Annotated in this window: 21 protein-coding genes; 11 read left to right on the forward strand and 10 right to left on the reverse strand. The window is 70.3% G+C overall.

Features of this window, described 5'->3' with window-relative positions; genetic code table 11:
• Positions 1-34 precede the first annotated feature (34 nt).
• The 5 genes from ABT147_RS15170 (at position 35) to ABT147_RS15190 (ending at position 6867) form a co-directional block, all read left to right on the forward strand.
• Complete coding sequence (locus ABT147_RS15170; protein WP_351405869.1) at positions 35-1141, forward strand: nucleotidyl cyclase domain-containing protein; 1107 nt, start codon at positions 35-37, stop codon at positions 1139-1141.
• Positions 1138-3429 carry a hypothetical protein gene (locus ABT147_RS15175; RefSeq protein WP_351405871.1) on the forward strand — a complete coding sequence of 764 codons (2292 nt, stop codon included), beginning with the start codon at positions 1138-1140 and terminating at the stop codon, positions 3427-3429. Before ABT147_RS15170 ends, ABT147_RS15175 begins: the two co-directional genes overlap by 4 nt.
• Before the next feature lie 155 nt (positions 3430-3584).
• Positions 3585-4835: a saccharopine dehydrogenase family protein gene (locus tag ABT147_RS15180; protein WP_351405873.1), complete on the forward strand. Its 1251-nt coding sequence runs from the start codon at positions 3585-3587 to the stop codon at positions 4833-4835.
• A gap of 82 nt (positions 4836-4917) precedes the next feature.
• Positions 4918-6444, forward strand: a complete 1527-nt coding sequence (locus ABT147_RS15185; protein ID WP_351405875.1) for an APC family permease — start codon at positions 4918-4920, stop codon at positions 6442-6444.
• Positions 6445-6447: 3 nt separating this feature from the next.
• A complete protein-coding gene (locus ABT147_RS15190) occupies positions 6448-6867 on the forward strand; it encodes a universal stress protein (protein ID WP_351405877.1) in 420 nt (139 codons plus the stop codon).
• 81 nt (positions 6868-6948) lie between these two features.
• On the opposite strand, the gene metG is transcribed toward ABT147_RS15190, so the two are convergent.
• Positions 6949-8682 carry a methionine--tRNA ligase gene (metG, locus tag ABT147_RS15195; RefSeq protein ID WP_351405878.1) on the reverse strand — a complete coding sequence of 578 codons (1734 nt, stop codon included), beginning with the start codon at positions 8680-8682 and terminating at the stop codon, positions 6949-6951.
• A 193-nt stretch (positions 8683-8875) separates the two neighbouring features.
• On the reverse strand, positions 8876-10837 hold the full coding sequence (locus ABT147_RS15200; RefSeq protein WP_351405880.1) for a VWA domain-containing protein: 1962 nt from the start codon (positions 10835-10837) through the stop codon (positions 8876-8878).
• Between the two features lie 255 nt (positions 10838-11092).
• Here ABT147_RS15200 and ABT147_RS15205 point away from each other — a divergent pair, with 255 nt between their 5' ends.
• Positions 11093-13189: a PhoX family protein gene (locus ABT147_RS15205; protein WP_351405882.1), complete on the forward strand. Its 2097-nt coding sequence runs from the start codon at positions 11093-11095 to the stop codon at positions 13187-13189.
• Positions 13190-13303: 114 nt separating this feature from the next.
• Here the strand turns inward: ABT147_RS15205 and ABT147_RS15210 are convergent, their stop codons facing one another.
• From ABT147_RS15210 to ABT147_RS15230, 5 genes are all read right to left on the reverse strand, one after another.
• Complete coding sequence (locus tag ABT147_RS15210; protein WP_351405884.1) at positions 13304-13519, reverse strand: hypothetical protein; 216 nt, start codon at positions 13517-13519, stop codon at positions 13304-13306.
• A gap of 186 nt (positions 13520-13705) precedes the next feature.
• Positions 13706-15760, reverse strand: coding sequence for an FUSC family protein (locus ABT147_RS15215; protein ID WP_351405886.1), 2055 nt, complete (start codon positions 15758-15760; stop codon positions 13706-13708).
• Positions 15761-15818: 58 nt separating this feature from the next.
• The gene (locus tag ABT147_RS15220) at positions 15819-16868 is read right to left on the reverse strand and encodes an endonuclease/exonuclease/phosphatase family protein (protein WP_502983088.1); all 1050 of its coding nucleotides are present in this window, start codon (positions 16866-16868) and stop codon (positions 15819-15821) included.
• A 53-nt stretch (positions 16869-16921) separates the two neighbouring features.
• Entirely contained in the window at positions 16922-17677 is a 756-nt protein-coding gene (locus ABT147_RS15225; RefSeq protein ID WP_351405888.1) for a 5-formyltetrahydrofolate cyclo-ligase, read from the reverse strand.
• 21 nt (positions 17678-17698) lie between these two features.
• Complete coding sequence (locus ABT147_RS15230; RefSeq protein WP_351405890.1) at positions 17699-18868, reverse strand: helix-turn-helix transcriptional regulator; 1170 nt, start codon at positions 18866-18868, stop codon at positions 17699-17701.
• 190 nt (positions 18869-19058) lie between these two features.
• Here ABT147_RS15230 and ABT147_RS15235 point away from each other — a divergent pair, with 190 nt between their 5' ends.
• The 4 genes from ABT147_RS15235 (at position 19059) to ABT147_RS15250 (ending at position 22306) form a co-directional block, all read left to right on the forward strand.
• Positions 19059-19466 (forward strand): hypothetical protein, encoded by a 408-nt coding sequence (locus ABT147_RS15235; protein ID WP_351405892.1) that lies wholly within the window; start codon positions 19059-19061, stop codon positions 19464-19466.
• Positions 19467-19766: 300 nt separating this feature from the next.
• Positions 19767-20228 (forward strand): DUF4231 domain-containing protein, encoded by a 462-nt coding sequence (locus ABT147_RS15240; protein ID WP_351405894.1) that lies wholly within the window; start codon positions 19767-19769, stop codon positions 20226-20228.
• Between the two features lie 882 nt (positions 20229-21110).
• Positions 21111-21356, forward strand: coding sequence for a hypothetical protein (locus tag ABT147_RS15245; protein ID WP_351405896.1), 246 nt, complete (start codon positions 21111-21113; stop codon positions 21354-21356).
• A gap of 530 nt (positions 21357-21886) precedes the next feature.
• A complete protein-coding gene (locus ABT147_RS15250; RefSeq protein WP_351405898.1) occupies positions 21887-22306 on the forward strand; it encodes a DUF6578 domain-containing protein in 420 nt (139 codons plus the stop codon).
• A 77-nt stretch (positions 22307-22383) separates the two neighbouring features.
• Here ABT147_RS15250 and ABT147_RS15255 read toward each other — a convergent pair whose 3' ends face one another.
• From ABT147_RS15255 to ABT147_RS15265, 3 genes are all read right to left on the reverse strand, one after another.
• A complete protein-coding gene (locus ABT147_RS15255) occupies positions 22384-22596 on the reverse strand; it encodes a hypothetical protein (RefSeq protein WP_351405900.1) in 213 nt (70 codons plus the stop codon).
• Between the two features lie 257 nt (positions 22597-22853).
• Positions 22854-23318 carry a DUF7144 family membrane protein gene (locus tag ABT147_RS15260; protein WP_351405902.1) on the reverse strand — a complete coding sequence of 155 codons (465 nt, stop codon included), beginning with the start codon at positions 23316-23318 and terminating at the stop codon, positions 22854-22856.
• Between the two features lie 140 nt (positions 23319-23458).
• On the reverse strand, positions 23459-24247 hold the full coding sequence (locus ABT147_RS15265) for an alpha/beta fold hydrolase (RefSeq protein ID WP_351405904.1): 789 nt from the start codon (positions 24245-24247) through the stop codon (positions 23459-23461).
• A 95-nt stretch (positions 24248-24342) separates the two neighbouring features.
• Here ABT147_RS15265 and ABT147_RS15270 point away from each other — a divergent pair.
• Positions 24343-25242, forward strand: a 900-nt coding sequence (locus ABT147_RS15270) for a GntR family transcriptional regulator (protein ID WP_351405906.1), incomplete at its 3' end; no start/stop codon positions are given.

Consider the following 25242-nt stretch of genomic DNA (forward strand, 5'->3'; position numbering starts at 1 on the left):
TACATAGGCCAGTTGTGCGATATCTCTGTGCGCCATGGTGAGTTCCACAGCGCCGCGACCCCGCGCGCAGCACGACCCCGCGCAGTACGACCCGGCCCAGTACGACCCGGCCCAGTACTTCCTGATCGTCATCCTGGACATCGAGGGCTTCGGCCGACGCACCGACCCGGACCAGGCATGGCTCCGTGACCGGTTGCGGACCGTGGTGGCCCGAGCGATCGACGCCGCCGGTGTCCCGGAGCCCTCGTCGGAGGACCGGGGCGACGCGCTCGTCCTGCTCGTCCCCGGCACCGTGCCCAAGACCGACCTCCTCGGCGGTTTCGTCCGAGCCCTCGTCCGCGAGTTGCGCGAGCACTCCCGGAACCACACCGGTGACCGCGAGATGCGGCTGCGCGTCGCCGTCCACGCCGGTGAGGTCGCCCGCCACGGCGCGGGCTGGGTCGGCGCGGACCTCAACACCGCCTTCCGCATGGCCGACATGGAGCCGCTGCGGCAGGCCCTGGCCGGGGCGCCCGGCGCGGTCCTCTCCCTCGCCGTGTCCCAGGTCCTGCACCAAGGCGTCGTACGGCACGGTCACCCGGGCCTGGAGGCCGCCGAGTTCGCCCCGGCGGTGCTGTCCGCCAAGGAGATCCGCGACGAGACGGTGTGGATCCGCGTCCCCGGCCATCCGTGGCCCCCCGGCCTGCGCACCCCCGGGCCGCGCACCCCCGGCCCGTCCGCCACCGTACGCCCGGAGCCGCCCGCACCCCCCGCCGCCGCCAACTACGGCATCAGTGCCGCCGACGTGTCCGTCACCGGCGTGGGCGTCAACCATGGCACCGTCACCCAGTCCTGGACCGGCCCGATCGCCACGGGCCCCGCCGCGGCCACCACCGCCGACATTCCCGCCGAACTGACCCGGCTGCGGGCCGAGTTGAGCGAAGCCCGGCAGCGGGAGGCGATCGACGACTTCACCTTCCAGGCCACCGGCGAGGAGCTGGAGACGGCCGAGCAGCACGCCCGGGCCCAGGACGAAGAGGGCCGCGGTCGCCTTCTGCACGCGCTGATGAAGATCGAGCGGCTCATTCCGAACGCCGCCGCCCTCGCCGGCCTCATCGCGACCGTCACGCAGCTCATCCAGTACGTGAAAGGCCAGGCATGACACCCGGCAACCAGGGAATCCAGGCCCTCGACGTCAGCGTCCACGGCGTCGGCGTCAACCACGGACAGGTCAACCAGTACGTCGTCAGCGAGGGAGACTCCCCCGAGGAACGCCTCCAGCAGGGCATCCGTACCCTCCGGGCGGGCATGCGCGACCGTGCCGAACAGATGATCGGCGACGTGGTCGGGCTCAGCGACACCCCCGCACCGCAGGCGCTGTACTACCTGGCCCTGTCCATCGTCAGTCGTCGCTCCCCGGAGAACCTCACCGACGAGGACTGGCACAAGCTGCGCCACACCCTCGACCGGCTCGCGGACCTGCCCGGCGAGTCGGCGGCGGAGTACGGGCCGGCGGGGCGGGTCCTGCGCGACCTGATGTCCGCCTCCCTCCGGCCCGCCGCCCGCTCCGGCGCCTCGTCCGGCACACAGGACGGCACCGTCGACACCGCCCTGCTCCTCGACGGCCTCCTCGACGACGAGGTCCGCGCCGAACTCATGGACCATCTCCGGTACGTCCTCCGCGGCATCGAGCGGGACGCCCTGGACGCCGAGGAGGAGAGCGAACTCGGCGAACGGCTCGCCAAGAAGCGGGCGGAGAGGGCACCGCTCTTCTTCACCCCGGATCCCGAGCTGCACCTTCCGAGACCGCCCGCGGAGCCGAAGGTCGATCCGGCGGTCGTCGTCATCGGCGCCGTGTGCCTCGCCGTCCTGGGCGTCACGCTGCTCGTCGACCAGATACCGGACACCCTCCCCGACAGCGACCGGAACAACGCCTGGACCCTGCTCGTGGTGGCGGCCGTGGCGCTGGCGTTCGGTATGCCCGGTCGGGTGAGGTCGGTCGCCCGGCACAGCCTGCACGCCGAGTGGCGGGCCGATCCCGACGGCAGGAACCTGACCGACCAGGAGCGGAACCCGTTCCATCGGTCGACGTCGCGGCTGGCCGTCCTGCTGACCAGCCCGAAGCAGTGGCGCGAGGACCGCGAACGCCGGGCCAGGGAGCAGCAGAAGACCAAGAAGGCGGCATTCCGCCGGACCGTCGAGGCCCTGGTGCAGGACCGCTTCCTGGACTACGAACCGAAGGGCTCCGACGCGGCCAAGGAGTGGCGGAGGCACACCGAACGCCGCCGTCGCGAGCTGATCGACGACCTCACCCACCGCCACTGGCGCACCACCGCCCCCGGTGCCCTCGACTGGCTGATCCAACTGCGCGCCAAGGAGATCGGGGGACAGCGCGTCGACCTTCCGCAGATGCGGCTCGAACGGGCCCTGCGCGGCCTGGGTCTCCTCAGCACGCTCCTCGGCGTCGCCCTGCTCGCCGCCGCCGTCATGCAGGTCATCCCCAACGATGAGGACGCCGGACAGGGCATCATCGCCTGCTTCTGTCTGGCGTTCGCCGGGGTCTGGATGTGGCTCGCCGCCGTGGACTTCGCCAAGCGCACCGCGCACCAGCGTGCCCGGGCGCAGTACGAGAACGACCTGCGGGCGCAGCGGCAGTGGCTGGAAGACCTCGGGGGAAGCCGCCCGGACGACGATGAGATGGCCCGCTGGTACGACCTCGACCAGCGGTATCTGCGCCGCGAGGTCCTGGCGGAGCACCGTATGGAGCACCGCGACATCCTCTTCAGCTTCTCCCTCGTGGAGGGCGTCCCAGGCTGTGTCCGCGCCAAGGTCAAGAACGGCCCCCCGCGCTACTCGGAGTACCGGCAGACCCTGTACGTCCTGACCTCCAGCGGCGTATGGGTCAGCTCCTGGAACGTGGACTTCGCCACCGGTGAGCACGACGGTCGCCAGGACACCGTCTTCCGCTACGACGCCATCAGCTCCGTCACCGTGGAATCGGTCGGCGTCCGCTTCGGTGACTCGCTGCGGGAGATCGTCTCCGTCTCCGAGGACGGCTCCCTGCGTGATGGCGCCGACGAGGACGACCTGGTCGTGCACGAGGCGATGCGCCTGGTCCTGCACAACGGCCAACGGCTCACCGCGCTGCTGGAGAACTACGAGCATCTGTACGACTCCGCCCACGAGGACCGGGCCCAGCTCCGCCGCCTGGCGCTGGAGTCGTCCGGCATCACGGTCGGCTTCCGCATCCTGACCGCCATGGCCACCGAGGGCCGCCGATGGTTCGAACAGCGCCGCCAGCGGTCGTACCAGGCGTTCACGGCGCCGGACCAGCCGGACCAGCCGGACCAGCCGGGTCGGCCGGACCAGCCGGACGGTGCGGTCCCGGGCGGCGACGGCCGCCCGCCGGCCAGGCCTCCCCTGCCCCCCGCCCTGGTGCTGTCCGAGTAGTCGGAAAGCCTCCCGGGAACCGGAGGGAGGGTCGGCCTGCCCGGGGGACAGGCCGACCCTCCCTCCTCTCGGAAGTGACCGGCGCCGAATCACCCTCCTCTTGTGACAATTCGGATGTTAACGTCCTGGCTCACCGGACTGAGGAGTGCTGCGCTGTGCGAGTTCTCATGGTGGGTGCGGGTGGAGTGGGCGGCGCCGTCGCGCGGATCGCGGCCCGGCGGGCGTTCTTCGAGCACATGGTGGTCGCCGACTACGACGTGACGCGCGCGGAGTCGGCGGTCGCCGCCCTCGGCGCGGACGGGCACAGGTTCACGGCGGTGCGGCTCGACGCCTCGGACGGCGGCGCCGTACGGGCCGCCCTGGCCGCGCATCGCTGCGACGTGCTGCTGAACGCCACCGATCCACGCTTCGTGCCGCCGCTGTTCGACGCGGCGCTCGCCCACGGCGCCCACTACCTGGACATGGCGATGTCCCTGTCCCGGCCGCACCCGAGCCGTCCCTACGAGGAGTGCGGCGTCAAGCTGGGCGACGCGCAGTTCGAGCGGGCCGGTGAGTGGGAGGCGGCGGGCCGGCTCGCGCTGGTCGGGATGGGGGTGGAGCCGGGGCTGTCGGACGTGTTCGCCCGTTACGCCGCCGACGAACTGTTCGACGAGGACGGCATCGAGGAGATCGGCATCCGGGACGGGGCCGATCTGGTCGTGGACGGCTACGACTTCGCGCCCTCCTTCAGTATCTGGACGACCATCGAGGAGTGCCTCAACCCGCCGGTCGTCTACGAGGAGGGGCGGGGCTGGTTCACCACACCGCCCTTCAGCGAGCCGGAGGTCTTCGACTTCCCCGAGGGCATCGGGCCGGTGGAGTGCGTCAACGTCGAGCACGAGGAAGTGCTGCTGGTCCCCCGGTGGTTGAAGGCGAAGCGGGTCACCTTCAAGTACGGCCTGGGGGACGAGTTCATCGGTGTGCTCAAGACCCTGCACAAGCTGGGGCTCGACCGTACGGACCCGGTCACCGTGAACGGCGGGGCGGGCACCGGCAAGGTCGCGGTCTCGCCACGGGACGTCGTCGCCGCGTGCCTGCCCGACCCGGCCGGCCTCGGCGACCGTATGCGGGGAAAGACGTGCGCGGGCACCTGGGTCAAGGGGGCCAAGGACGGCCGGCCGCGCGCGGTGTACCTCTACCACGTGGTCGACAACCAGTGGTCGATGCGGGAGTACGGCTCCCAGGCCGTCGTCTGGCAGACCGCGATCAACCCCGTGGTCGCCCTCGAACTCATCGCCTCCGGAACCTGGCACGGCACCGGCGTCCTCGGCCCCGAGGCCCTGCCTCCGCGCCCCTTCCTCGATCTGCTGACGGAGTACGGCTCGCCGTGGGGCATGCGCGAGGACGTGGCGGAAGAGCCCGCATAGCGTAGAAAGTCCCTTAGCCCCCTGTTGTCTGGAATCCATTGTCCGGAATCCACCCACGAGCAGCCGGAGCGAGGGACCGAAGATGACCGACGACACCGCCGACGCCCGCCCGCCCGAACGACCGGACGATCCCGGCACGGAGGGGCTGAAGCCGAACGCGATCGGGTTCGTCGACGCGCTCGTCATCGGGCTCAACTCCACCTCCCCGGCCTACTCGTTGGCGGCGGTCATCGGCCCGGTCGTGGCACTCGTCGGCATCTACGCCCCCGGCGTGATGGTCGCCTCGTTCGTACCGATGCTGCTGATCGCGTCCGCGTTCTACTACCTCAACAAGGTCGACCAGGACTGCGGCACCACCTTCTCGTGGGTCACCCGGGCCATGGGCCCCTGGGCCGGCTGGCTCGGCGGCTGGGCCATCGCGATGACCGGCGTGCTGGTCGTCGGCTCGCTGGCGGACGTCGCCGTCAGCTTCGCCCTGCTCGCCTTCGGCCTCGACAGCTGGGTCGACAACGACTTCGTACGCCAGTCGCTCACCGTGCTGCTCATCCTCGTGATGACGGCCGTCTGCGTCATCGGCACCGAGGTCTCCGCCAAGGTGCAGAACGTCCTCATCCTCGCCCAGGTCGTCTGCCTGCTCGCCTTCGCGGTCGTCGCGCTCTACCGCGTCTACGCCGACACCGGCACCCTCGACTCCATCGACCCGTCGATCAGCTGGCTGGACCCCTTCGGGCCCGGCGGCGCCTCCCTCACCAGCGCACTGCTGCTGGGCGTGTTCATCTACTGGGGCTGGGAGTCGGCGGTCAACCTCACCGAGGAGGTCGAGGACTCCGCCACCGCCCCCGGCAAGGCGGGTGTCTGGTCCACGGTCATCCTGCTGGTGACGTACGTATCGGTCGGCTACGCCGTAGTCGCCTACGCCGGCACCGACTACCTCACCGAGAACGCCGACGACGAGGAGTACATCTTCGCGCTGCTCGCCAGCGAGGTGATGGGCGGCTGGGACTGGGTCGTCCTGCTCGCGGTCTCGACATCCGCGCTGGCCTCGACCCAGACGACGATCATCCCGGCGTCCCGCACCGCGCTGTCCATGGCCCGCCGGCACGCGCTGCCCCGGCACTTCGCGCACATCAGCCACCGCTTCCGCACACCCGACGTGAGCACCTGGTGGGTCGCGGGCATCGCCAGCGCCTGGTACGTCGTCGTCAACCTCATCAGCGAGAACGCGCTCTTCGACTCACTCACCGCGCTGTCCCTGCTGATCGCCTTCTACTACGCGCTCACCGGCCTCGCCTGCGCCGTCTACTACCGCCGCCACCTCACCGAGAGCGTCCACCACTTCCTGCTCATCGGCCTCGGTCCGCTGGTCGGCGCCGGACTGCTGGCCTGGCTGCTGGTCGAATCGGTCACCGACATGTCCGACCCCGCCAACTCCTACAGCGGCGTCTCCTGGTTCGGGCTCGGCCCACCACTCGTCATCGGCATCGGCATCGCGCTCACGGGGGTGGTGCTCATGGTCGTGCTGCGGTTCGTGACCCCCGCCTTCTGGTCGGAACGCCCGGGCGTGGCCGACCCCGACCTCGTCCACGACACGCACGGCAAGGAGTCCTGAGAGATGCCGATCGTTCTCGGATACGACGAGTCGCCCGGCGCGGTCCGCGCGCTGCGGGTCGCGATCGAGGTGTCCGCCACCTACGACGAGCCCCTCGTCCTCGTCTACGGCGCGGCGGCCCCCGGCGGCAAGGGCGAGGAGTACCGCACCCACCGCGACGCCCTCCACCAGGCCGGCCGCCTCGCCCTCGAACACGCGGTCGCGGCGGCCGACCAGGCCGGCGTCACCACCACCGTCGAGATCATCGACGAAAAACCGGCCCAGGCCCTCCTCGACGCCGCGTCCCGCCACGAGGCCCGCCTCATCGTGGTCGGCACCTGGGGCGAAAGCCCGATGCGCGGCGCTCTCCTGGGCTCGACCCCACACAAACTGCTGCACCTGTCACGCTTTCCCGTCCTCTGCGTGCCCTCCGAGGAGGAGTGAGGCACGCGGAGGACGGGGGCGGGCGCGGGGTCGAGGTCGGTGGTTGTCTCTCTACTGCTCTGTCTCTACCGCTCTGTCTCTCTACTGCTCGGCTGCGCCGCCGAAGCGCTCCTTGTACGTCTCCAGGTCGTCCTCCGTCAGCTTGGCGAAGAGGACCGGGGGGACGGTGAAGGGGGTACCGGCGGGGACGGAGTCCAGGGACTTGGCCTCTTCCGCCGTGACCCAGGTGGCCGTGTCGTCCTTCAGGGCGAAGGCGGCGCGCATGGCGGCCGAGGATGCCGGGATGAAGGGTTCGGAGACCACCGAGTAGAGGTGGATGAGGTTCATCGCGGTGCGGAGGGTGAGGGCCGCGCCGTCCTGGTCGGTCTTGATCTCCAGCCAGGGGGCCTTCTCCTCCAGGTAGGAGTTGCCCGCCGACCACAAGGCGCGCAGCGCGGCCGCCGCCTTGCGGAACTGGAGGGCCTCCATCTGCGCCTCGTACTCGGCGAGAAGGCGGGCGATCTCCTCGCCGAGCTTCGCCTCCGGCTCGCCGGCCGCCGCACCCGCGGGCACTTCGTCGCCGAAGCGCTTGCGGGAGAAGGACAGGACGCGGTTGACGAAGTTGCCGAGGGTGTCGGCGAGGTCCTTGTTGACCGTGGCGGTGAAGTGCTCCCAGGTGAAGGACGAGTCGTCCGACTCGGGGGCGTTGGCGATGAGGAAGTAGCGCCAGTAGTCGGCGGGCAGGATCTCCAGCGCCTGGTCGGTGAAGACCCCTCGCTTCTGGCTCGTGGAGAACTTCCCGCCGTAGTACGTCAGCCAGTTGAAGGACTTGACGTAGTCGACCTTCTTCCACGGCTCACGGATGCCCAGCTCGGTGGCCGGGAACATGACGGTGTGGAAGGGGACGTTGTCCTTCGCCATGAACTGCGTGTAGCGGACGGGGTGGTCGCCGGAGTCGGCCTCGTACCACCAGGACTTCCAGTCGCGCGTCTCGCCGTCCGGGGCGGCGTCCGACCACTCCTTCGTCGCGCCGATGTACTCGATCGGGGCGTCGAACCAGACGTAGAAGACCTTGCCCTCGGCCGCCAGCTCCGGCCAGGTGTCGGCCGGGACCGGGACGCCCCAGTCCAGGTCACGGGTGATGGCACGGTCGTGCAGGCCCTCGTTCAGCCACTTGCGGGCGATGGAGGACGACAGGTGCGGCCACTCCTCCTCGTGGGCCGCGACCCAGGCTTCGACCTCGTGCTGCAGCTTGGACTGCAGGAGGAAGAGGTGCTTGGTCTCGCGGACCTCCAGGTCGGTGGAGCCGGAGATGGCGCTGCGCGGGTCGATCAGATCGGTCGGGTCCAGGACGCGGGTGCAGTTCTCGCACTGGTCGCCGCGGGCCTTGTCGTAGCCGCAGTGCGGGCAGGTGCCCTCGACGTAGCGGTCCGGGAGGAAGCGGCCGTCGGCCGGTGAGTACACCTGGCGGATGGCCCGCTCCTCGATGAACCCGTTCTCCTTCAGCCGGCGGGCGAAGTGCTGGGTGATCTCGACGTTCTGCGGGGAGGAACTCCGGCCGAAGTAGTCGAAGGCGAGCGCGAAGCCGTCGTAGACCGCCTTCTGCGCGTCGTGCGCCTGGGCGCAGAACTCGGCGACCGGGAGGCCCCGCTCCTTCGCGGCCAGCTCGGCCGGGGTGCCGTGCTCGTCCGTCGCGCAGATGTACAGCACGTCGTGGCCGCGCTGGCGGAGGTACCGGGAGTACACGTCCGCCGGGAGCATGGACCCCACCATGTTGCCCAGGTGCTTGATCCCGTTGATGTACGGAAGGGCGCTGGTGATGAGGTGTCGAGCCATCGCGGGCTGCTCCCATGTCGATGCGTGGGGTGACGATCGTGTGTGCCGGCCAGGCGGCCAGGCCGGCCGGGTCGGCTACGGAACGTCGTCTACGGAACCTTGAAATCGTAGCCGACATGGGTGTGCCGCCCGCTTCCCCTTTTCACGGGTGGGATGCGGGCGGCACGGGGGTGGTACGTGGTGGTACGGCGGGTTACGGGCGCCAGGTGGCGAGGATGCCCTCGTAGACCTCGGCGTCCGTGAGCTCGCGGGGGGTCTCGCCGGCCAGGAAGTGGGACGTGTTGGCCGTCTTCAGCTTGCGGAGGTAGTCGAAGGCCTTGTTCTCCGGGTCGCCGAACGCGACGAACGCGAAGTGGACGGCCGGGTGGTTCTTCGCCGCGTCCGCGAGGGCCTGGTTCGCCGGGGTCTTGGCGTCCGGGGCGCCGTCGGTCTGGAAGACGACGAGGGCGGGGGTGCCGGGGGCGGTCTTCTGGTGCTGGGTGAGCACCTCTTCCACTGCCACGTGGTAGCTGGTACGGCCCATGCGGCCGAGGCCGGCGTGCAGGTCGTCGACCTTGTTCTCGAACTCGTCGAGGGTCAGCTCGCCGGTGCCATCCAGTTCCGTGGAGAAGAAGACGACGGGGACGGTGGGGGTCTCTTCGGGGTCGAGGTGGGCGGCGAGGGCGAGGGTCTGCTCGCCGAGGGCCTGGGCGGAGCCGTCCTTGTAGTAGGCGCGCATCGAGGCGGACCTGTCGAGGACGAGGTACACCTTGGCGTGGGCGTCGGTGAGGTCGCGCTTGGTGAGTACGGTTCGGGCGGCGTCGTAGGCGGTGCGGAGGCCGGCCGGCACGACCTCGGCTCCGCCTTCGGTCACGTCCGTTTTCCCACCCGCACCACCCGTGCTGCTTTCGTCGTCGGCTGCGGGTGACACCTGTGGGGCGTCTTCAGCGTCGGCGACCGCGGGTTCGGGGGTGGGATCAGGGGCGGGGGTGGGTTCGTCAGCTGCGGCAACGGGTTCCGCTGCGGCCACGGGCTCGGGAACGACGACCGGGGCGGGGGTGGCTTCGGGCTCGGTGGTGGCCACCGGCTCGGGTGCGGATTCCGGGGTGGCCTCGGCTTCCGGCTCCTCCGCGGCCTTCGGCTCGGCCGGCGCCTCGTCCTTGACCTCGGGGGCGGGGGTGGGCTCCGCCTCGGCCACGGGCTCCGGCGTCTCCACGCCGACGGCGGGCTCGGCCTCGACGACCGTCTCCGGCTCGTCCTCCGCAACGGCCTCAGGCTCGGCAGCGACCTCAGGCTCGGCCTCGGCCACCGGCTCCGCGACCGGCGTCACGGTCTCAGCGGTCGGCTTCGGCTCGGCCTCGGCGGCCGGCGCGGCAGCCTCCGCCTCAGCGGGCGCCTCGGGCTCGGCTTCGGCGGATGCCTCGGGCTCGGAGTCGACGACGGGCGCGGACTCGGCGACCGGGGCAGGCTCGACCACGGGCTTCGCCTCGGCCTCGGCGGCCGGTGCGGCGGTCTCCACCTCGGCGGCAGCCTCGGCCTCGGGTTCGGGCTCGGAGGTGGCCTCGGGCTCGGGCTCAGCGACCGGGGTCTCCGCCACGGCCTCGGCGGCAGCCTCAGCCTTCACCTCTGCGGCAGCCTTTGCCTCCGGCTCGGCGACCGGCGCCTCCGCCTTGGCCTCCGGCTCCGGCTCGGCGACCGACTTCTCCGCCTCGACCACGGGCTCCGCATCCGCGACCGGCGTCACAGTCTCGACGTCCGCCTTCGGCTCCACCTCAGGCTGGGCCTCAGCCGCCGGCTCAGCCTCCGCCTTCTCCTCGGCCGCCGCCGAACGTACAGCCTCCCCATCCCGGGGCTTCGGCACCGTCACGTTGTCGAAGGCCGCCGAGACGAGTTCGTCGGCGACGGAGGTGGGGGGCGCGGCCGTGGTCGTCGGCTCGGGCTCGGTCGCCGGGGAGGGAACCCTCGGCTCGGCGGCCACCTGCGAAGAGGCCTGCTCGGCGGTCTCCCGCGTAGAGGCCCGCTCGGCGGTCTCCCGCGTGGAGGCCCGGTCGGCCTCCCCCTGGGAAGCGGAGGCGTCCTCCGTCGAGGAAACCCGCTCCGCCTCCTGCGAAGGAACCGTGTCGCGCCCCTTGCGTGAGCGGCTGAACGCATTCCGCAGGAGAGAGAGAATGCCCATGTGCGCAACCCTTCGGGTGAGTTGTAGCCCGTCAATCCCTGGCCAGGACGGACACGTAAGGTTAGCGGCCGGTCGTGGCGATCTTGGGGTGGGGCGGGGGGCCTTTCTCTATCTCCGACACCCCGCGCTGTCAATACCGCCTCAACTGCCGCAGGTTCACCCCCTGTTCACCTTCCGTCCCCGCTCTCGAACACACGCCCCCCTAGCGTCGCGCTCACACCAAAAATGCACAAAGAGAGCATCGAGGAGCGCGCTGTGCGCAAGCTGCTGCCCATGATCGGCTCGCATTCCGGCGGCCGTTCCGCCATGACCTGTCGGTTCCGCTGTGGTGACGCCTGCTTCCACGAGGTACCGAACACCAGCACCAACGAATACGTGGGCGATGTCATCGCGAGCGCGCTGAGCCGCCGCTCGGTGATGAGAGCCGCCGCCGTCGTCTCCGTGGCGGGCGCCGCCGGTACGGCCCTGTCGCTCGGCACCGCCGTGCCCGCCGCCGCGGCCACCCCGGCGGAGGCCGCCGCGAAGGCCGCCGCGGACGCCGCCACCGCGGCCATGACGAAGAGCCGGCCCAAGGGTGCCCGCGGTCTGCGGTTCACCTCCGTCGAGCCCAACACCGCCGACCAGGTGACCGTCCCCGAGGGGTACAAGCAGAACGTCGTCATCCGCTGGGGTGAGCCGATCCTGCGCGGCGCCCCCGCCTTCGACCCGGAGAACCAGACGGCCAAGGCCCAGGCCGGCCAGTTCGGGTACAACTGCGACTTCCTCGCCCTGCTCCCGCTCCCCGGTGAGCGCGGCCGCCAGCTGCTCGTCGCGAACCACGAGTACACCGACGAGATCCTGATGTTCCGCGGCTACGACGCCGCCAACCCGACCCGCAACCAGGTCGAGGTCGCCTGGGCCGCGCACGGCCTGGCCGCCGTGGTCGTGGAGGAGGACAAGCGCACCGGCAAGCTCACCGCCGTGCCCCGCCACCACCTCAACCGGCGCGTCACCGCCACCACCGAGTTCCGGCTGACCGGCCCCGCCGCCGGCTCCGACCTCCTCAAGACCTCCGCCGACCCGACCGGCCGCAAGGTCTTCGGCACGCTCAACAACTGCTCCGGCGGCACCACCCCCTGGGGCACCACGCTGCACGGCGAGGAGAACTTCAACCAGTACTTCGCCAACAGCAGCCGTGCCACCGACAAGCGGTACGGCATCGGCACCGGCGCCACCGACCGCAAGTGGGAGCGTTTCGACAAGCGGTTCGACGTCGCCCAGGAGCCGAACGAGGTGCACCGCTTCGGGTACGTCGTCGAGCTCGACCCGTACGACCCGACCTCCACGCCCCGCAAGCACACCGCGCTCGGCCGGTTCAAGCACGAGGCCGCGACCATCCGGCTCACCTCGGACGGGCGTCCGGTCGTCTACTCCGGTGACGACGAGCGCTTCGACTACTTCTACAAGTTCGTCAGCAGCAAGCGGATGAAGAAGGGGTCGGGCCGCGCCGTCCGCGAGCACAACCTCTCGCTGCTCGACGAGGGCACGCTCTACGTCGCCAAGCTCACCGGCGACTCCCCGGCGATCGAGATCGACGGCACGGGCAAGCTGCCGAGCGACGGTGAGTTCGACGGTGCCGGCGAGTGGATCCCGCTGGCCACCGCGACCGCCAAGGGCGCCGTCTCGCACGTCGACGGCATGACGGCCGACGAGGTCTTCGTCTTCACGCGGCTCGCCGGTGACAAGGTCGGCGCGACCAAGATGGACCGGCCCGAGGACATCGAGCCCAACCCGGTCACCGGCAAGGTCTACGTCGCCCTCACCAACAACAGCAACCGCGGTGTCGGCTCCAACGCCAAGGCGGACGAGGCCAACCCGCGCAACGCCAACAAGCACGGCCAGGTCCTCGAACTCACCGAGCACCGCAACCGGCCCGAGAGCACCAAGTTCGGCTGGCTGCTGTTCCTGGTCGCGGGCGACCCGGAGGACCCGGCGACCTACTTCGCCGGCTTCCCGAAGGACGACGTCAGCCCGATCTCCTGCCCGGACAACGTCGCCTTCGACCCGTACGGCAACCTGTGGATCTCCACCGACGGCGCGCAGCTCGGCTCGCACGACGGTCTGTTCGGTGTCGCGACCCGTGGTGAGCGGCGCGGTGAGCTGAAGCAGTTCCTGACGGTTCCGAGCGGCGCCGAGACCTGCGGCCCGATCATCCAGGACCGCCGGGTCCTGGTCGCCGTCCAGCACCCGGGCGAGCTCGACGGCGCCACCGTCGAGAACCCGAAGAGCGCCTGGCCCGACGGACCGGGCAAGTACGTCCGCCCGGCGGTCGTCGCGGTGTGGCGCGCGGACGGCTGCGACATCGGCGTCTGAGCCCCTTCCCGGTAACGGGCTCTGATTCCGTACGTTTCCGTACGCACATGCGAATGCGGGCCGTCCTCCTGTCGGGGAGGGCGGCCCGCATGTCTCGCGGCGGCTGCCGGAGGGTCAGGGAGCCAGGCAGCTGACGCCCGGGAGGCCCGCCGGGTCCACGAGAGCGGCCGGGTCGAGGAGCGCGGCCGGGTCGACGAGTTCCGTCACGCCGGCCGGGGTCTCGGCGACACAGGTGACGGTCGCGACCGGGTCCGGGATCGCGTGGGCGGCGGGGGCCATGGTGCCGGCGAGGGCGAGGGTGCCGAGCAGGACGGTCGCGGTGCGACGCATGAGAAATCCCCTTATAGGTAGGGCGGTTGAACAGGATTGATCATTGCGCCTTTCCGCCTGCGAACTCGCCCCCGGTCACCCGTGCGGGGATGACGTAACGATTCAGCGCCCTGCGCCGGGTTGACCCGGACGGACCGACCACGGTGGGGGAGGCCCTGGACCACGGTGGCGGAGAGCCTGGCCCGCTCAGCGGGGCGACGCGATCGTCCGGGCCGCCGCCACCTCCTGGCGCAGCGGTTCCAGCACGCTCCCCGGCGGCCCGCTCAGGTCGGTGCGGACCTCGTAGAGGGTGTTCGTCCTCCGTAGTCCCTCCGCCAACTCCCGCAGTTGCAGGGTGACTTGATCGACCTCGGCGGTGGACGGCGGCGGCGCGCCCTGTTTGATCCGGACCCGTGCGGCCGTCGTCGCGTCGACGATCCGCTCGACCGCCACGACCAGCGGCCACCAGGCGGCGGCCCGCCGGCCGACGGGCGGCGGTTCGGTCAGGGCCCGCTGGAACTCCGTACGGATGGCGGACAGGTCCCGGTAGAGGCGGCGGCGCATCCGGGTCCGCTCGGAGATGTCGGCCGGGGCCGGGGTCGAGGCCGGGGGCTGTCCGAAGGCGCGTTCCACGTACGCGGCCGTGTCGGCGACGGCGTCCGCGAGCCGGTCGCCGACCCGGGCGTGCCAGCTCTCCGGCCAGAGCAGATAGCCCGCGACCAGGGCGATCGCACAGCCCATGAGGGAGTCGACGAGACGCGGCACCAGCAGGCCGGTGCCCTGGTGGTTGAGGTTGTCGGAGAGAAGCAGGATCACCGGGGTGATGGCGGCCGTCTGATAGCCGTAGCCCCGGGGTGTGAGCACCGGGATGAGCGGTGCGAGGAGCAGCATCACCGGTACGTCCCACCAGCCGCGCGGCACCTCCGAGAGGATCGCGGCGGCGACCACGAGCCCCACGACCGTGCCGAGCGCCCGCAGCAGCGCCCGGGAGAACACCGACCCGAAGTCCGGTTTCAGGACGAACGTGATGGTCAGCGCCACCCAGTACGAGCGCGGCACGGCCACGAGCGACACCAGGGCCTGTGCGATGCCGATGCAGAGCGCGAGGCGCAGGCCGTAGCGCCAGGAGGCGCCGGACAGGGCGACGTTCCGCGCGACGCGGGCGGCGCGCACGCCCAGCGGGGCGGGCCGCCCGGCCCGGTCGCCGGCCTTCTTCAGCGCGTCCGGCGACTTCTCGGCGGCCACGTCGGCGGCGTGCCGCAGCGCCTGGTCGACCGCCTTGCCGATCTCGCTCGCGGGCTCGGGCAGCCGCAGCCCCAGCGGCCCCGAGTACCCGGTCTCGACGGCCTCCGCGAGATGGCGTACGGCGACGGGGATCTCGGCGGGCAGCGGCCGGCCGGACTGCCGTACCGCCGGGGCGGCCTCCACCAGTGGGGTGATCGCGTTCAACTGGGCCAGCAGCCGCACCAGTTCGGGACTGCGGCCGTGGTGCCGGGCGCGGCGGGCCAGGACGAGGTCGTAGGACTGGTCGAGGGACTGGGTGACGAGGTGCCGGGCGGCTTCGTAGGTGTCGGTGCGTGGGGCGTCGGCCTTCTCCGTCTGCGGGGCGTCGGCGGTCTCCGTACGCGGGGTGTGGGCCGTCTCCGCATCCAGGGTGTCGGCCGGCGTCGACGTCATGGTTTCGAGCAGGTCCGCGAGCCTGCGGTAGGTGTCCGCGACGGCCGCGCGTTCCGGTACGCCCGCTCTGAGGGGCCAGGCGAGCAGGGCCTGGACGAGGACGAGGAGGCCGCCGCCGGACATCAGCAGCGGGGCCAGCCACCACTCCCCCGGCATCGGCAGGCCCGCGCCGATCACCGAGTTGAGCAGCAGGAGCAGCCCCGACACGGAGGCCACGGCACCGATCGACGAGATCATCCCGGAGACGAGCGCGACCCCGGTGAGCGCGGCGACGGTGGCCCAGCCCTGGCCGTAGACCAGTGTGCCGAGCGTGATGCCCACGGCGGCGAACAGCTGCGGGACCGCGATCTTGAGCAGCCGCATCCGGTACGCGTCCGCCGTGTCGCTGATGACCCCCGAGAGGGCGCCCATGGAGGCGAGCGCGCCGTACTCGGGCCGTCCGGCGGCGAGGCCGAGCGCCAGCGGCAGTGTCAGTGCGACCGCCGCGCGGGCGACGGCGGGCCGGTTGACCGGTGCCGGCTGTGGCTGGAGGTTCCGCACCAGCCAGTCGGGCGGGGCGAGGCCGATGGGGAACGGGCGGGACATGCGCCCATTATGGCGGCGGGTGGCCGGGGCCCATGGGGAGCCTTTGTGACCCTTTGCTTCACTCGCGCCGGTGGAGGGCGAGGTCGACGACGACGGCGTTGTGATCGGTGCCGGACAGTTCCAGGAAGCGGACCTCGCGTGCGGAGAAGTCCTGGTCGGAGACGAGGACGTGGTCGATCTGGGTGCCGATCCTCGGGACCGTACGGGAGGGCCAGGTCGGCCTGCGGTCCTGTCCGGCGAGGCGGGCGGCGTCGCTCAGGCCGGTGTCGAGGATGGCGCGGAAGGCCGCGTGGTCCTGGGAGGCGTTGAAGTCCCCGGCCAGGATGGTCGGCGTCCGGGCGTCCTTCGCCGCGTACGTCCGCAGCGCGCCCAGCTCCCGCCGCCAGGTGTCCAGCTGCCCGGGCAGCGGCGGCATGGGGTGCGCCAGTTGCAGCCGTACGGGGCGGCCCTCGACGTCGGCGACCGCGCCGGGCATGCCCATCGTGCCGGGGATCGGGTCGGCGGGCTTCAGGGGGTAGCGGCTGAGGATGACGGAGCCGGTGGAGCCGTAGCCCTCGACGGCCTGGCGGTGGGGGTAGGCCGGGGTCTTCCCGCCCTCAGTGCTCAGGTCGCCGAGGGTGTCGCGGAGGGTGGCCGAGCAGGTGAGTTCGCACTCCTCGACGAAGACGATGTCGGGGCGGTCGCGCAGCACAGCCCTGACGAGGGCCTCGGTACCCCGCCCGAACTGCACGTTCGACGTCATCACCCGCACCTCGGCGACCACCGGCCCGCCCGGCTCGCTCACCTTGCCGTACGGCTCGATGTACCAGGCGAGCCCGCCGAGCACCACCACGCCCCAGGTCAGCCCGATCCACCGGCGGGCGAGGAGGGAGAGGAGAAGGGCGAATCCGGTGGGCACGAGCAGCCACGGCAGGAACGCGAGCAGCTGGGGGACCGGCGTGAAGGCGTCGATACCGACCGCGCGGGAGGCGACGACGAGGGTGACGCCGAGGAGGAGCAGGGTGGCGAGGAACGCCTTCCCACGATGCCGCTTCCGCGGCGCGGTCCGCCCGTCATCCGACGCCGGTTCCGGCATCGGCTCCGACCGCTCGATGGTGGCGCTCTCCACGGCCGGGGCCTTTCGCTCGTCGCGTTCGTCGCTGGGGGTGTCAGTGTCCTCCCTTATGGACGGGGTCGGTGCGGCGAAGGTTGCGACGCGGCTGCCGCCCGCGCGGCGAGCACCGGAATGGACGCGATCTTCTCCGGGGTCAGGTCCTCCCAGACGAGCCCGGCCGGGCGGTGGGGCGCCGGGCAGGAGATGACCTCGTCAGGGGTGACGATCAGGTCCACTCCGAAGTCGTGATCGGTTGCCGGGAGGTCCTCGTCCACCACCTGGAGGGAGTGGACGGTGGACACGACCACCGTCCGGCCACTGATCAGACCGGCCTCCATGAGGAACGCGAACTCAAGATCCGAGTACCCGGCGCCCTTCCTGACGCGCACCCCCGCCCGGTTCACGGCGACACTGCCGACGACCACCAGATCGACGGGCCGAAGCTCGCTGACATCGACGCGCGGCGCCACGGCCGCCGCGACCTTGCTGCGGGCCGCCTCCTGTGGAGGGACGGGAAGCACGGCCGGATCGAGGAGGTAGAAGGGACGCGGGTCGGCGAGCTTCGGCACCGCCATGAACACCGTCTTGCCCTCAGCGAGGGCCCGCGCCCGAACCGGCAACTGCGCCTTGTCCGGCACGGCCTTGACCACGCCCGCATTCCACCACGCCCGCATCCCGGCAAGCCGCTCGGCGGCGGCCGCGGAGCCCTTGAAGTCGGGTATGCGACCATGCGCCGTGGCGTCCAGAACCACGCCCTCCGCGTCGAGCAGATCCCAGACTCGCTCGCGTACTCGTTGCTTGTGCTCGTCCAAGGTCGTGCGCACGTCGGGCTCCTTCATGCGTGGTCACGTCGCTTCCATCAACGCCAGCAGCCGGTCCTGCGCGTCCTGCACCGCGGGTTCCCTGCGCCAGGGACGCATCTCCCGGGCGGCGCGGAAGACGATGTTCATCCCACCACCTCCGCGCGTGCTGTGCAGTTCGCCCACAGCGTCGCCGAATGCAGCGAGTGCGGCGTCTAGATTGCCGTCCCGAAGCCGAGCAAGCGTGAGGTTGCCGAGAACAATCGCCCGGGACTTCCGTCTGTCGTGCAGCTCGGAGGCGGTCTGGGCCAGGAGTTGCTCGGCCCTTCGGTAGTCGCCGAGCGAGAGGTAGCACGAGCCGGCCATGCGGCCGAAATGTGTGGGCGAGAGCAGGTCGTGGGAGGCGTCCGCCCCATGTGCTCGGCTCAGGTCCTTCTCAGCACCCTGCAAGGCACGCTCGCAGTCGTCCGCTTCACCAAGGTAGGCATGGGCCTCCGCAGCGTGCAGCATGGCGAGGCCCGCGAGAACATGGCTGGTGTATCGGGCTGTACGGGCGGCCCGGAGGGCGAGGTCCAGGCCCTCCCGGTAGTTGCCGGCTCCGTAGAGAGCCACGTGGCAGGTTCGTAAGAGAGCGTGCCCTTCTGCGCTTGCGTCGCCCAGACGGCGAGCCACTTCAACACTCTCTGCATAGTACGAGCGGGCAGTCTCATGGTCCCGCCGCTGGGACGCGTCCCACGCGAGCTGCCCCATGAACGTGGCCGCGTCCGCTTGGAGGATGCGCATTTCACGCTGAATCCGCCCGGCCGGGGCTTCCCTCGCCAGGAAGGCGACTTTGCTCGCATGTTCAGCGGCGCGCGCCAGCAGGGACGCGGAGGGTACGCGGTCGTAGCGCTCGCGCAAGACGTCCATGCGATCACGGAGTTCGGCAGTTGCCGCGAGATCCACGCGTGACGGGTAGCGCATGGCGTACTCCGCGTGTCCCCCTGTGCTGAACTGTTCGCCATGGGAGGAGAACGCGAGGAGTTCACTCAACTCCTCGGCGCTGACCTGTAGAAGTTCCGCCATTCTGGGCCGAACCCACGGTTGGGGTTCCACTTTTCCCGACTCCCAGCGCGCCACTGTGGACCTTTCCACATGCAGCGCCTCGGCGAGCCCCTCCTGTGTGAGGCCCACCGCCCGGCGGCGACGCACCAAGCCATGTCGCTTCAGAGCCATCGAGTGAATCTCCCCGTGTAGTCCTGTGCGATTCCGAAAGGGAAACGCCCCAGGTCGGCCGTGGCCTATTCGTGGACTCGTCCCATCCGATCTGCCACGTCCAGGGCCGTGACCTGCTGCGTTGCCCAGGTGCCAAGGGGCCTCCGGAGCCGTGTCCGGGACTGTCAGTGCTCCGGCGTACCTTGTCGCCATGGCGAAGAGACCTCCGGAGGACTGGCGTGCCTGGATGGCGGAAGTAGCTGGCGAGGTGGCAGCCGGGAGGTTGGAACCGGAGTGCGCCGGTGCGGCTGAGATGTACCCCGAGTCCTTGCTGAGGGCGACGGACGCGGCGCTGGCGGCGTTCGAGGCAGAGGTGCGTGCACTCGTGGAGCCCTCCGACGAAGAGGTCTTCGGGACGGTCGAGCGGGTTGTTCTCGCGCTCAACGCCGTCGACGAGGACGACAACCATGGAGGCGCCGGCTACTGCACGGAAGAGCGGGAGCAGTTGTGCGGGTACATCGACCTCACCTTGAGCGAGCACGGTGTGGACGTGGCAGCTCTGGCGGCAAGGAGAGGCATCAACCGAGCGGAGATCACCGACGCCTGGCGCGACTGGTGACGCCATCGGGCTGCGGGAGCAGGTGAATCATCTGATCCCTGACATCCAACCCTGACACAACGAGCCTTGACAGCGGCACTCAGCAGCACCCCCGCAGAACCGCCGGACCAGCCGACGACGAGCCCAGGGGCGGGCGTAGAGCTTGATGCTGTCGGCGCACCGGTGTCATAGAGGGGTTACACCACGGGAGGGAACACACCGCGTGTTGCGGAGGTACGTGGGCTTCGCTCTGGTGTGATGTCGCGCCAAGCCGCGGGTTGAACGCCTCGGTTCGTGGGGGCGTGCGGAAGGTAGAACTCGTTGGGATCACGAACCTGGTGGGAGGACCTGCCCAAGGTCGAGTGGCCCGACGTTCCGCCGAGCGTTATCACGCGCGGGACGTGGTACCGGCAGAACATGCACAATGCCCGCTGGAAGGCCAAGCTCCTGGATCTGACGATCCTGGTTCTAGCTGCGGGGGTGCCCTTCGTCGTCGCGATCAAGGCTGACAACTGGATTGTTGCGCTTCTAGGCTCCCTTACCTCGCTCCTGACAGGGATGCGCCATGTCTTCGATCCGCAAGGAGACTGGATCTCGTTCAGCCGGGCGAACGTGCAGATCGAAACCGAGGTAGTCCGCTACAAGCAAGCCTTGGATGAGTACAGGGACCCGGCTGCCGCTCCAGGGATTCTTGCCGCCCGCGTTGAAGAGATCTGCGCCGAGGAGACGGGCGCCTGGGCTCAGCGCCTCCCTTGTCCCCCCATCCCAGGAACGAACCAATAGCGGGCTGCATAGCAGCACGAGTGAGACGGGTGACCCGTCTCAGTTTCCGTCTCATTCAGCGCCGTTCACGGCCGTTCAGACAAGACCAAGGGCGGTGGCTACCCCTTCGACCGGACGTCCATGAACGCAGGTGAACGGCCCCGTCCGAGGCCGCTGAGCCCACCACCACAGTTGGAAAGCGTGCACCCAGCAGAGCGCTCCCGACGTACTGACCCGCGTACGCCCGCATCGCCTGACGCCGCCGACAGTGCGCCCTGCCCTGTGCCGACTACGTGCCACACGCTGGATGCCCGGACGCGAAGCGAACCAGCGGGAGGGGGAGAAACCGTGGGTGAGTGGAAACAGGGGAAATGCGGTTGGCCGACGGCCGCCGGTGGCCGCTGTCAGAACAAGACGCTGAAGGGCACGGCACGTTGCTACCTCCATCAGGGTGACTGGACGAAGCGTGGCCAAGCCGAACTGAAGAAGCGTGCGAGCAGGCGCCGCAAGAAATGATCCGCGCGCCGTCCGGGACCTCTCGGCAGCGGTCTTGGGGAGGGGGGTGGTGTCGAAGCTTCACGAGCTCCCGGACCGAGGTGGCTCGGGGATCTCTTCTGAGCCACCCCCCTTGGCCGCGCGCTCTCCTTGCCGAGACAGCAGACCGACCCAACGCTCCGCAGCGTACGGGCAGCCACTGACATCAACGCCCTTGCACCACAGGCGCACCAGATAGGGCGGGGAACAGCGGGGAATCACGGTGAAAGCGGCGCAGCCCAACGAGTCGGCGGACCAAGGGTTTGGCCAGGTCAGCGCCCCAACCGCCGCCAAAATACCTCAGCTTCCCAAGCTGATGGCTTGCTGCCCGGCCTTGACCCGACCGGTCTGTGCTGATCGGCTGAGCCCATGGCTACGGACCCCAGCGAGTACGACAAGGCAATGCCGATCGTGGCCGCCCATCTCGCCAAGATCGAGCGAGCGGTTGAACGGACCCGTACCTCATATGCGGGGCAGCCGTTCACGGCGGTCCATCAGGCACTTGCCGAAGCGCTGGAAGACGAGGGCGCTCAACGAGTCGTGCCCCAGGTCGTCGAGGAGTTGGCGCGCCAGATCTCTGGTGCAGTGACCGAGCCAAGAGGAGCGGCGGGGTGAGTGTCTAACTGCGTGACAATGCCGACGAACAACGGCGGACGCCCGCAAACGTCAGCGGACCATCAGTGCAGCTCAGGGCTACACCAGACCAAGGCAGAGCCCCCGACCAAGTTGCTTCGGGACGAAGGGGCCGTTCAGTTAGGTTGCGCCGCATGATCAACGATGCCCCTACCTGTCCTGCATGCAGCCAGCCCATGAAGTCTGGTGGCCTGCTGCTCACCGAACGGGAGGACGACGGCCGGCGGACCTGCCGGTCGCTGTGGCGGTGTGCCGATCGGCATATCTGGTGGAACTGGGCAGACCGGCCGGATGGACCATTGGAGGTCTGCCCGGTCCCAGGGCTGTTCCGCTGACATCCAACGTTGACATCAACGAGCACGGACAGCGGCGACAACCAGCGGCCATGTACGGCGCCAGTGCGCGAGGCGAGGCCCCACCACGCCGGGCCCGGATCGAACTCCCAAAGCGGATGTCGTACATCAAGCGCGAAGCCCCTGATGAGCTCCGGTCGCTCGGCGGACAATGGCGGCATGACGTTGACGATTTGGGTCGATGACTGGCAGGTCCAGTGCTGTGGACAGAGCTTCGCGCCGGGGGATGTTGTCTCCTGGACGCTGCTGGAGGTCGATCCGGAGGATTACGCCGACGTCGTTGGCAGCGAACGCGCGGATGAGATCGACTTCCGCGAGGAGCATCACGGCCACGGGGAGGGGCACGCACCCACCTCGGTGGAGGTGGTGTCGATCGCCGAGGTGCACTGTCGTTACGAGGTACCGCCGGGCGCTACGGACAGAGTGAACCACCCCGTTGCGGGCACGACCGTGCTGGTTCCGGTCGAGGAGGCGGACGGGTGGGCGAAGGGCAGGCCGGACGTTGGCTTTGCGGGCTATCTGGTGACGGCCCGGCGTGCCACGGACGAGCCGGGAGGTGCGGCTGCTCGCAGTCGATGAAGGAGCCGGCGGGACAGGCTTTCTGCCCGGTCGCTTTACAGCAACTCCGCTACAGCCAGGCGGCTCACACACGATGGCTACGCCTCCTGGGCACCCCGCGTCAGAAGTTCGTCATCGACAGCGCGAAGCCGCTGCCTCCACTCGCGCCCAGCCTTGCGGTTGCGGCCCATGCCACGCGCCACGGCACGCTCAGCCCGCTGTGCGGCGAAGGCCCGGCGCTCCCGCAGTTGCTCGACAGAGAGGCCGGCCAGATCGGCGTACCAGTTGTCGTAAAGCTTCCAACGACTCATCGTTCCAGGGTGCCGATGACCACGACCCGGCCGCACACCAATTTCGGGCACCCGCGATGGCCTGTTGCCCGACCGCATCACAAGCGCACCGGATCGAGCGGGGAACAGAGGGGAATCACCGGAAAGCGGCTCAGCTCGACGATGTCGCGACTTGATCGGTCACCCAGGTCGGCTACCCACGTCAGCGCCGGGCGTGTGACGGGGTGGGTGCTCGCATTCTCGGCGAGTACCCACCCGCGTCTTCCGGGGCGGCTGTGTCACATGTGGCGGCGGTCGGCGTGTGGGTCAGGGGACGTCGCCAGGGACCACATCACGAAGATCGCGATGCCGATGCAGATGAGGGACCAGACGGGGGCGTAGGGGAGGAACATGAAGTACTCGATGGCGAAGAGGGACGCCAGGGCGATGCCTGCCGCGCGGGCCCAGTCGTGGCCCTGGATGACGCCCCAGCCGGTGGCCAGGACGGCGAGTCCGATCACCAGGTGGATCCAGCCCCAGGTGGTGAGGCTGAACTCGAAGACGTAGTTGCCGATGTTCGTGTAGACGTCGTCCGTGGCGATCCCGGCGATGCCGTTGAGGATGCCCATGACGCCGATGACCATCATCAGGACACCGGCGAAGACCATGCCTCCGAGGGCCCACTCCGAGCGGGTCTCCCCGTGTGGCGTCCGTGTCTCCTGCGACGAGGCATTCGGGCGCGGTGTCGTGCTGTGCTGGGACATGAGGGCCTCCTCCGACGGATGGACAGCTCACCCGCATGGTCACGCGGGAGAGGGAGGGCCGCATTCGGTGTAGGCCAAACGGGTGAATGGGGAGGGGTGCGCGGGAGGGGGCCCCTGGTCTGTCCCTGCCTTGTCTCGGCTCAGTCCAGGCGGGACAGGAAGGCCGCCAGCGCCTTGTTGAACTCGTCCGGGCGTTCCAGGTTCGGCAGGTGGGCGGCGCCGTCGATGACGTGGAGGGTGGAGTCGGGGAGGGCGGTGTGCATGGCCTCGGCGTCGGAGACGGGGGTGTACTCGTCGTCGGCGCCCACGACGACCAGGGCCGGGACGGTGACGCGGGTGAGCAGGTCGCGGTAGTCGGGGCGCTCGGCACGGCCGCGCAGGGCCGCCGCGGCGCCCTCGGGGTCGGTGGCCGTCATCATGCGGCGCACATGGGCCGCGACCTCGGCGTCCGCGTACGGCGCGACCATCTTGTACAGCACCTCGTCGGCGTACCCCGTCATGCCCTCGCGCAGCAGCCGGTCGGCCGTCGTGTTCCGGGTGCGCTTGCCCTCGGCCGTCTCGGCGGCGGGGAAGGTGTCCGCGAGGAGGAGGCCGAGGATGCGGTGCGGGTACTGGCGGTAGCACTCCATCGCGATCTGGCCGCCCATGGAGAGGCCCCCGAGGACGAACTCGGCGACCCCGAGGCCGTCGAGGAGCGTGGCGATGTCCTCGGCGAAGGTCGCGAGCGGGGTGACGCCCGGGACGACGGGGGATTCGCCGTAGCCGCGCAGATCTGGGGCGATGACGCGGCGGGAGGCGGCGAACTCGGTGATCTGGGGGTGCCACATCGTGCGGTCGAAGGGGTGGCCGTGGATGAGGACGAGGGGGAGGGGGAGGGGGAAGGATGTGCCTGCTTTCCCTTTGTCCTCGTATGCGAGCAAGGTGGTCATGGATTCGACCCTAGGGTTCCCCAACTCCTCGGTGCAATAAGATCTTTGCCCTCGGTGCAATGTGGTGAGGGCTAGGGGAGAGTGGGGCAACCGTCGTGGCCGACTACCGGCGTATCGCCGATCGCATCGCGGACGACATCGCCGTCGGGCGGCTGAAGCCCGGGGACCGGCTGCCGCCGCAGCGGGTGTTCGCGCGGCGGCGGGGGATCGCCGGGTCGACCGCCGGGCGGGTGTACGCGGAGCTGGTGCGGCGCGGGCTGGTGGTGGGGGAGGTCGGGCGCGGGACGTTCGTACGGGCGGCGCCGGCGGTGTCGGCCGGGTGGGCGCTGGCCGAGCCGGCCGGTTCGGCGCCCGTGAACCTGGAGCTCAACTACCCCTCCGCGCCCGGTCAGTCGGAGCTGCTGGCCGCCGGGATCGCGCCGCTGCTGCGACCGGACGTACTGACGGACGCGCTCCGCACGGCGCCGGCGACCGGTACGGCCGCCGCGCGCGAGGCCGCGGCCGGGCTGCTCGCCACGGAGGGCTGGCGCCCGGCCCCGGACCGGTTCCTCTTCACCGGGAACGCCCGCCAGGCCATCGCCGCGGCCCTCGCCCACCTCGTACGGCCCGGGGGGCGGGTCGGCGTCGAGGCCCTCACGTATCCGCTGGTCAAGGAGATCGCCGGGCGGTTGGGTGTGACCCTGGTGCCGCTCGCCACGGATGGGGACGGGGTACGGCCGGAGGCGGTGGTGGCCGCGCATCGGGCGGCGCCGTTGTCGGCGGTGTATGTGCAGCCGACGCTGCACAATCCGACGTCCGTGACGATGGGGGCGGGGCGGCGGGCCGAACTGGCGGGTGTGGTGCGGGAGTTGGACCTGCCGGTGATCGAGGACCGGATTTGGTCGTTCCTGGCGGGCGAGGGCGAGGGCGAGGGCGAGGGCGAGGGCGAGGGCGAGGGCGAGGGCGAGGGCGAGGGCGAGGGCGAGGGCGAGGGCGAGGGCGAGGGCGAGGGCGAG

Origin of the sequence: Streptomyces sp. NPDC001868 (genome assembly GCF_040297125.1) — a bacterium.
Lineage (GTDB): Bacteria > Actinomycetota > Actinomycetes > Streptomycetales > Streptomycetaceae > Streptomyces.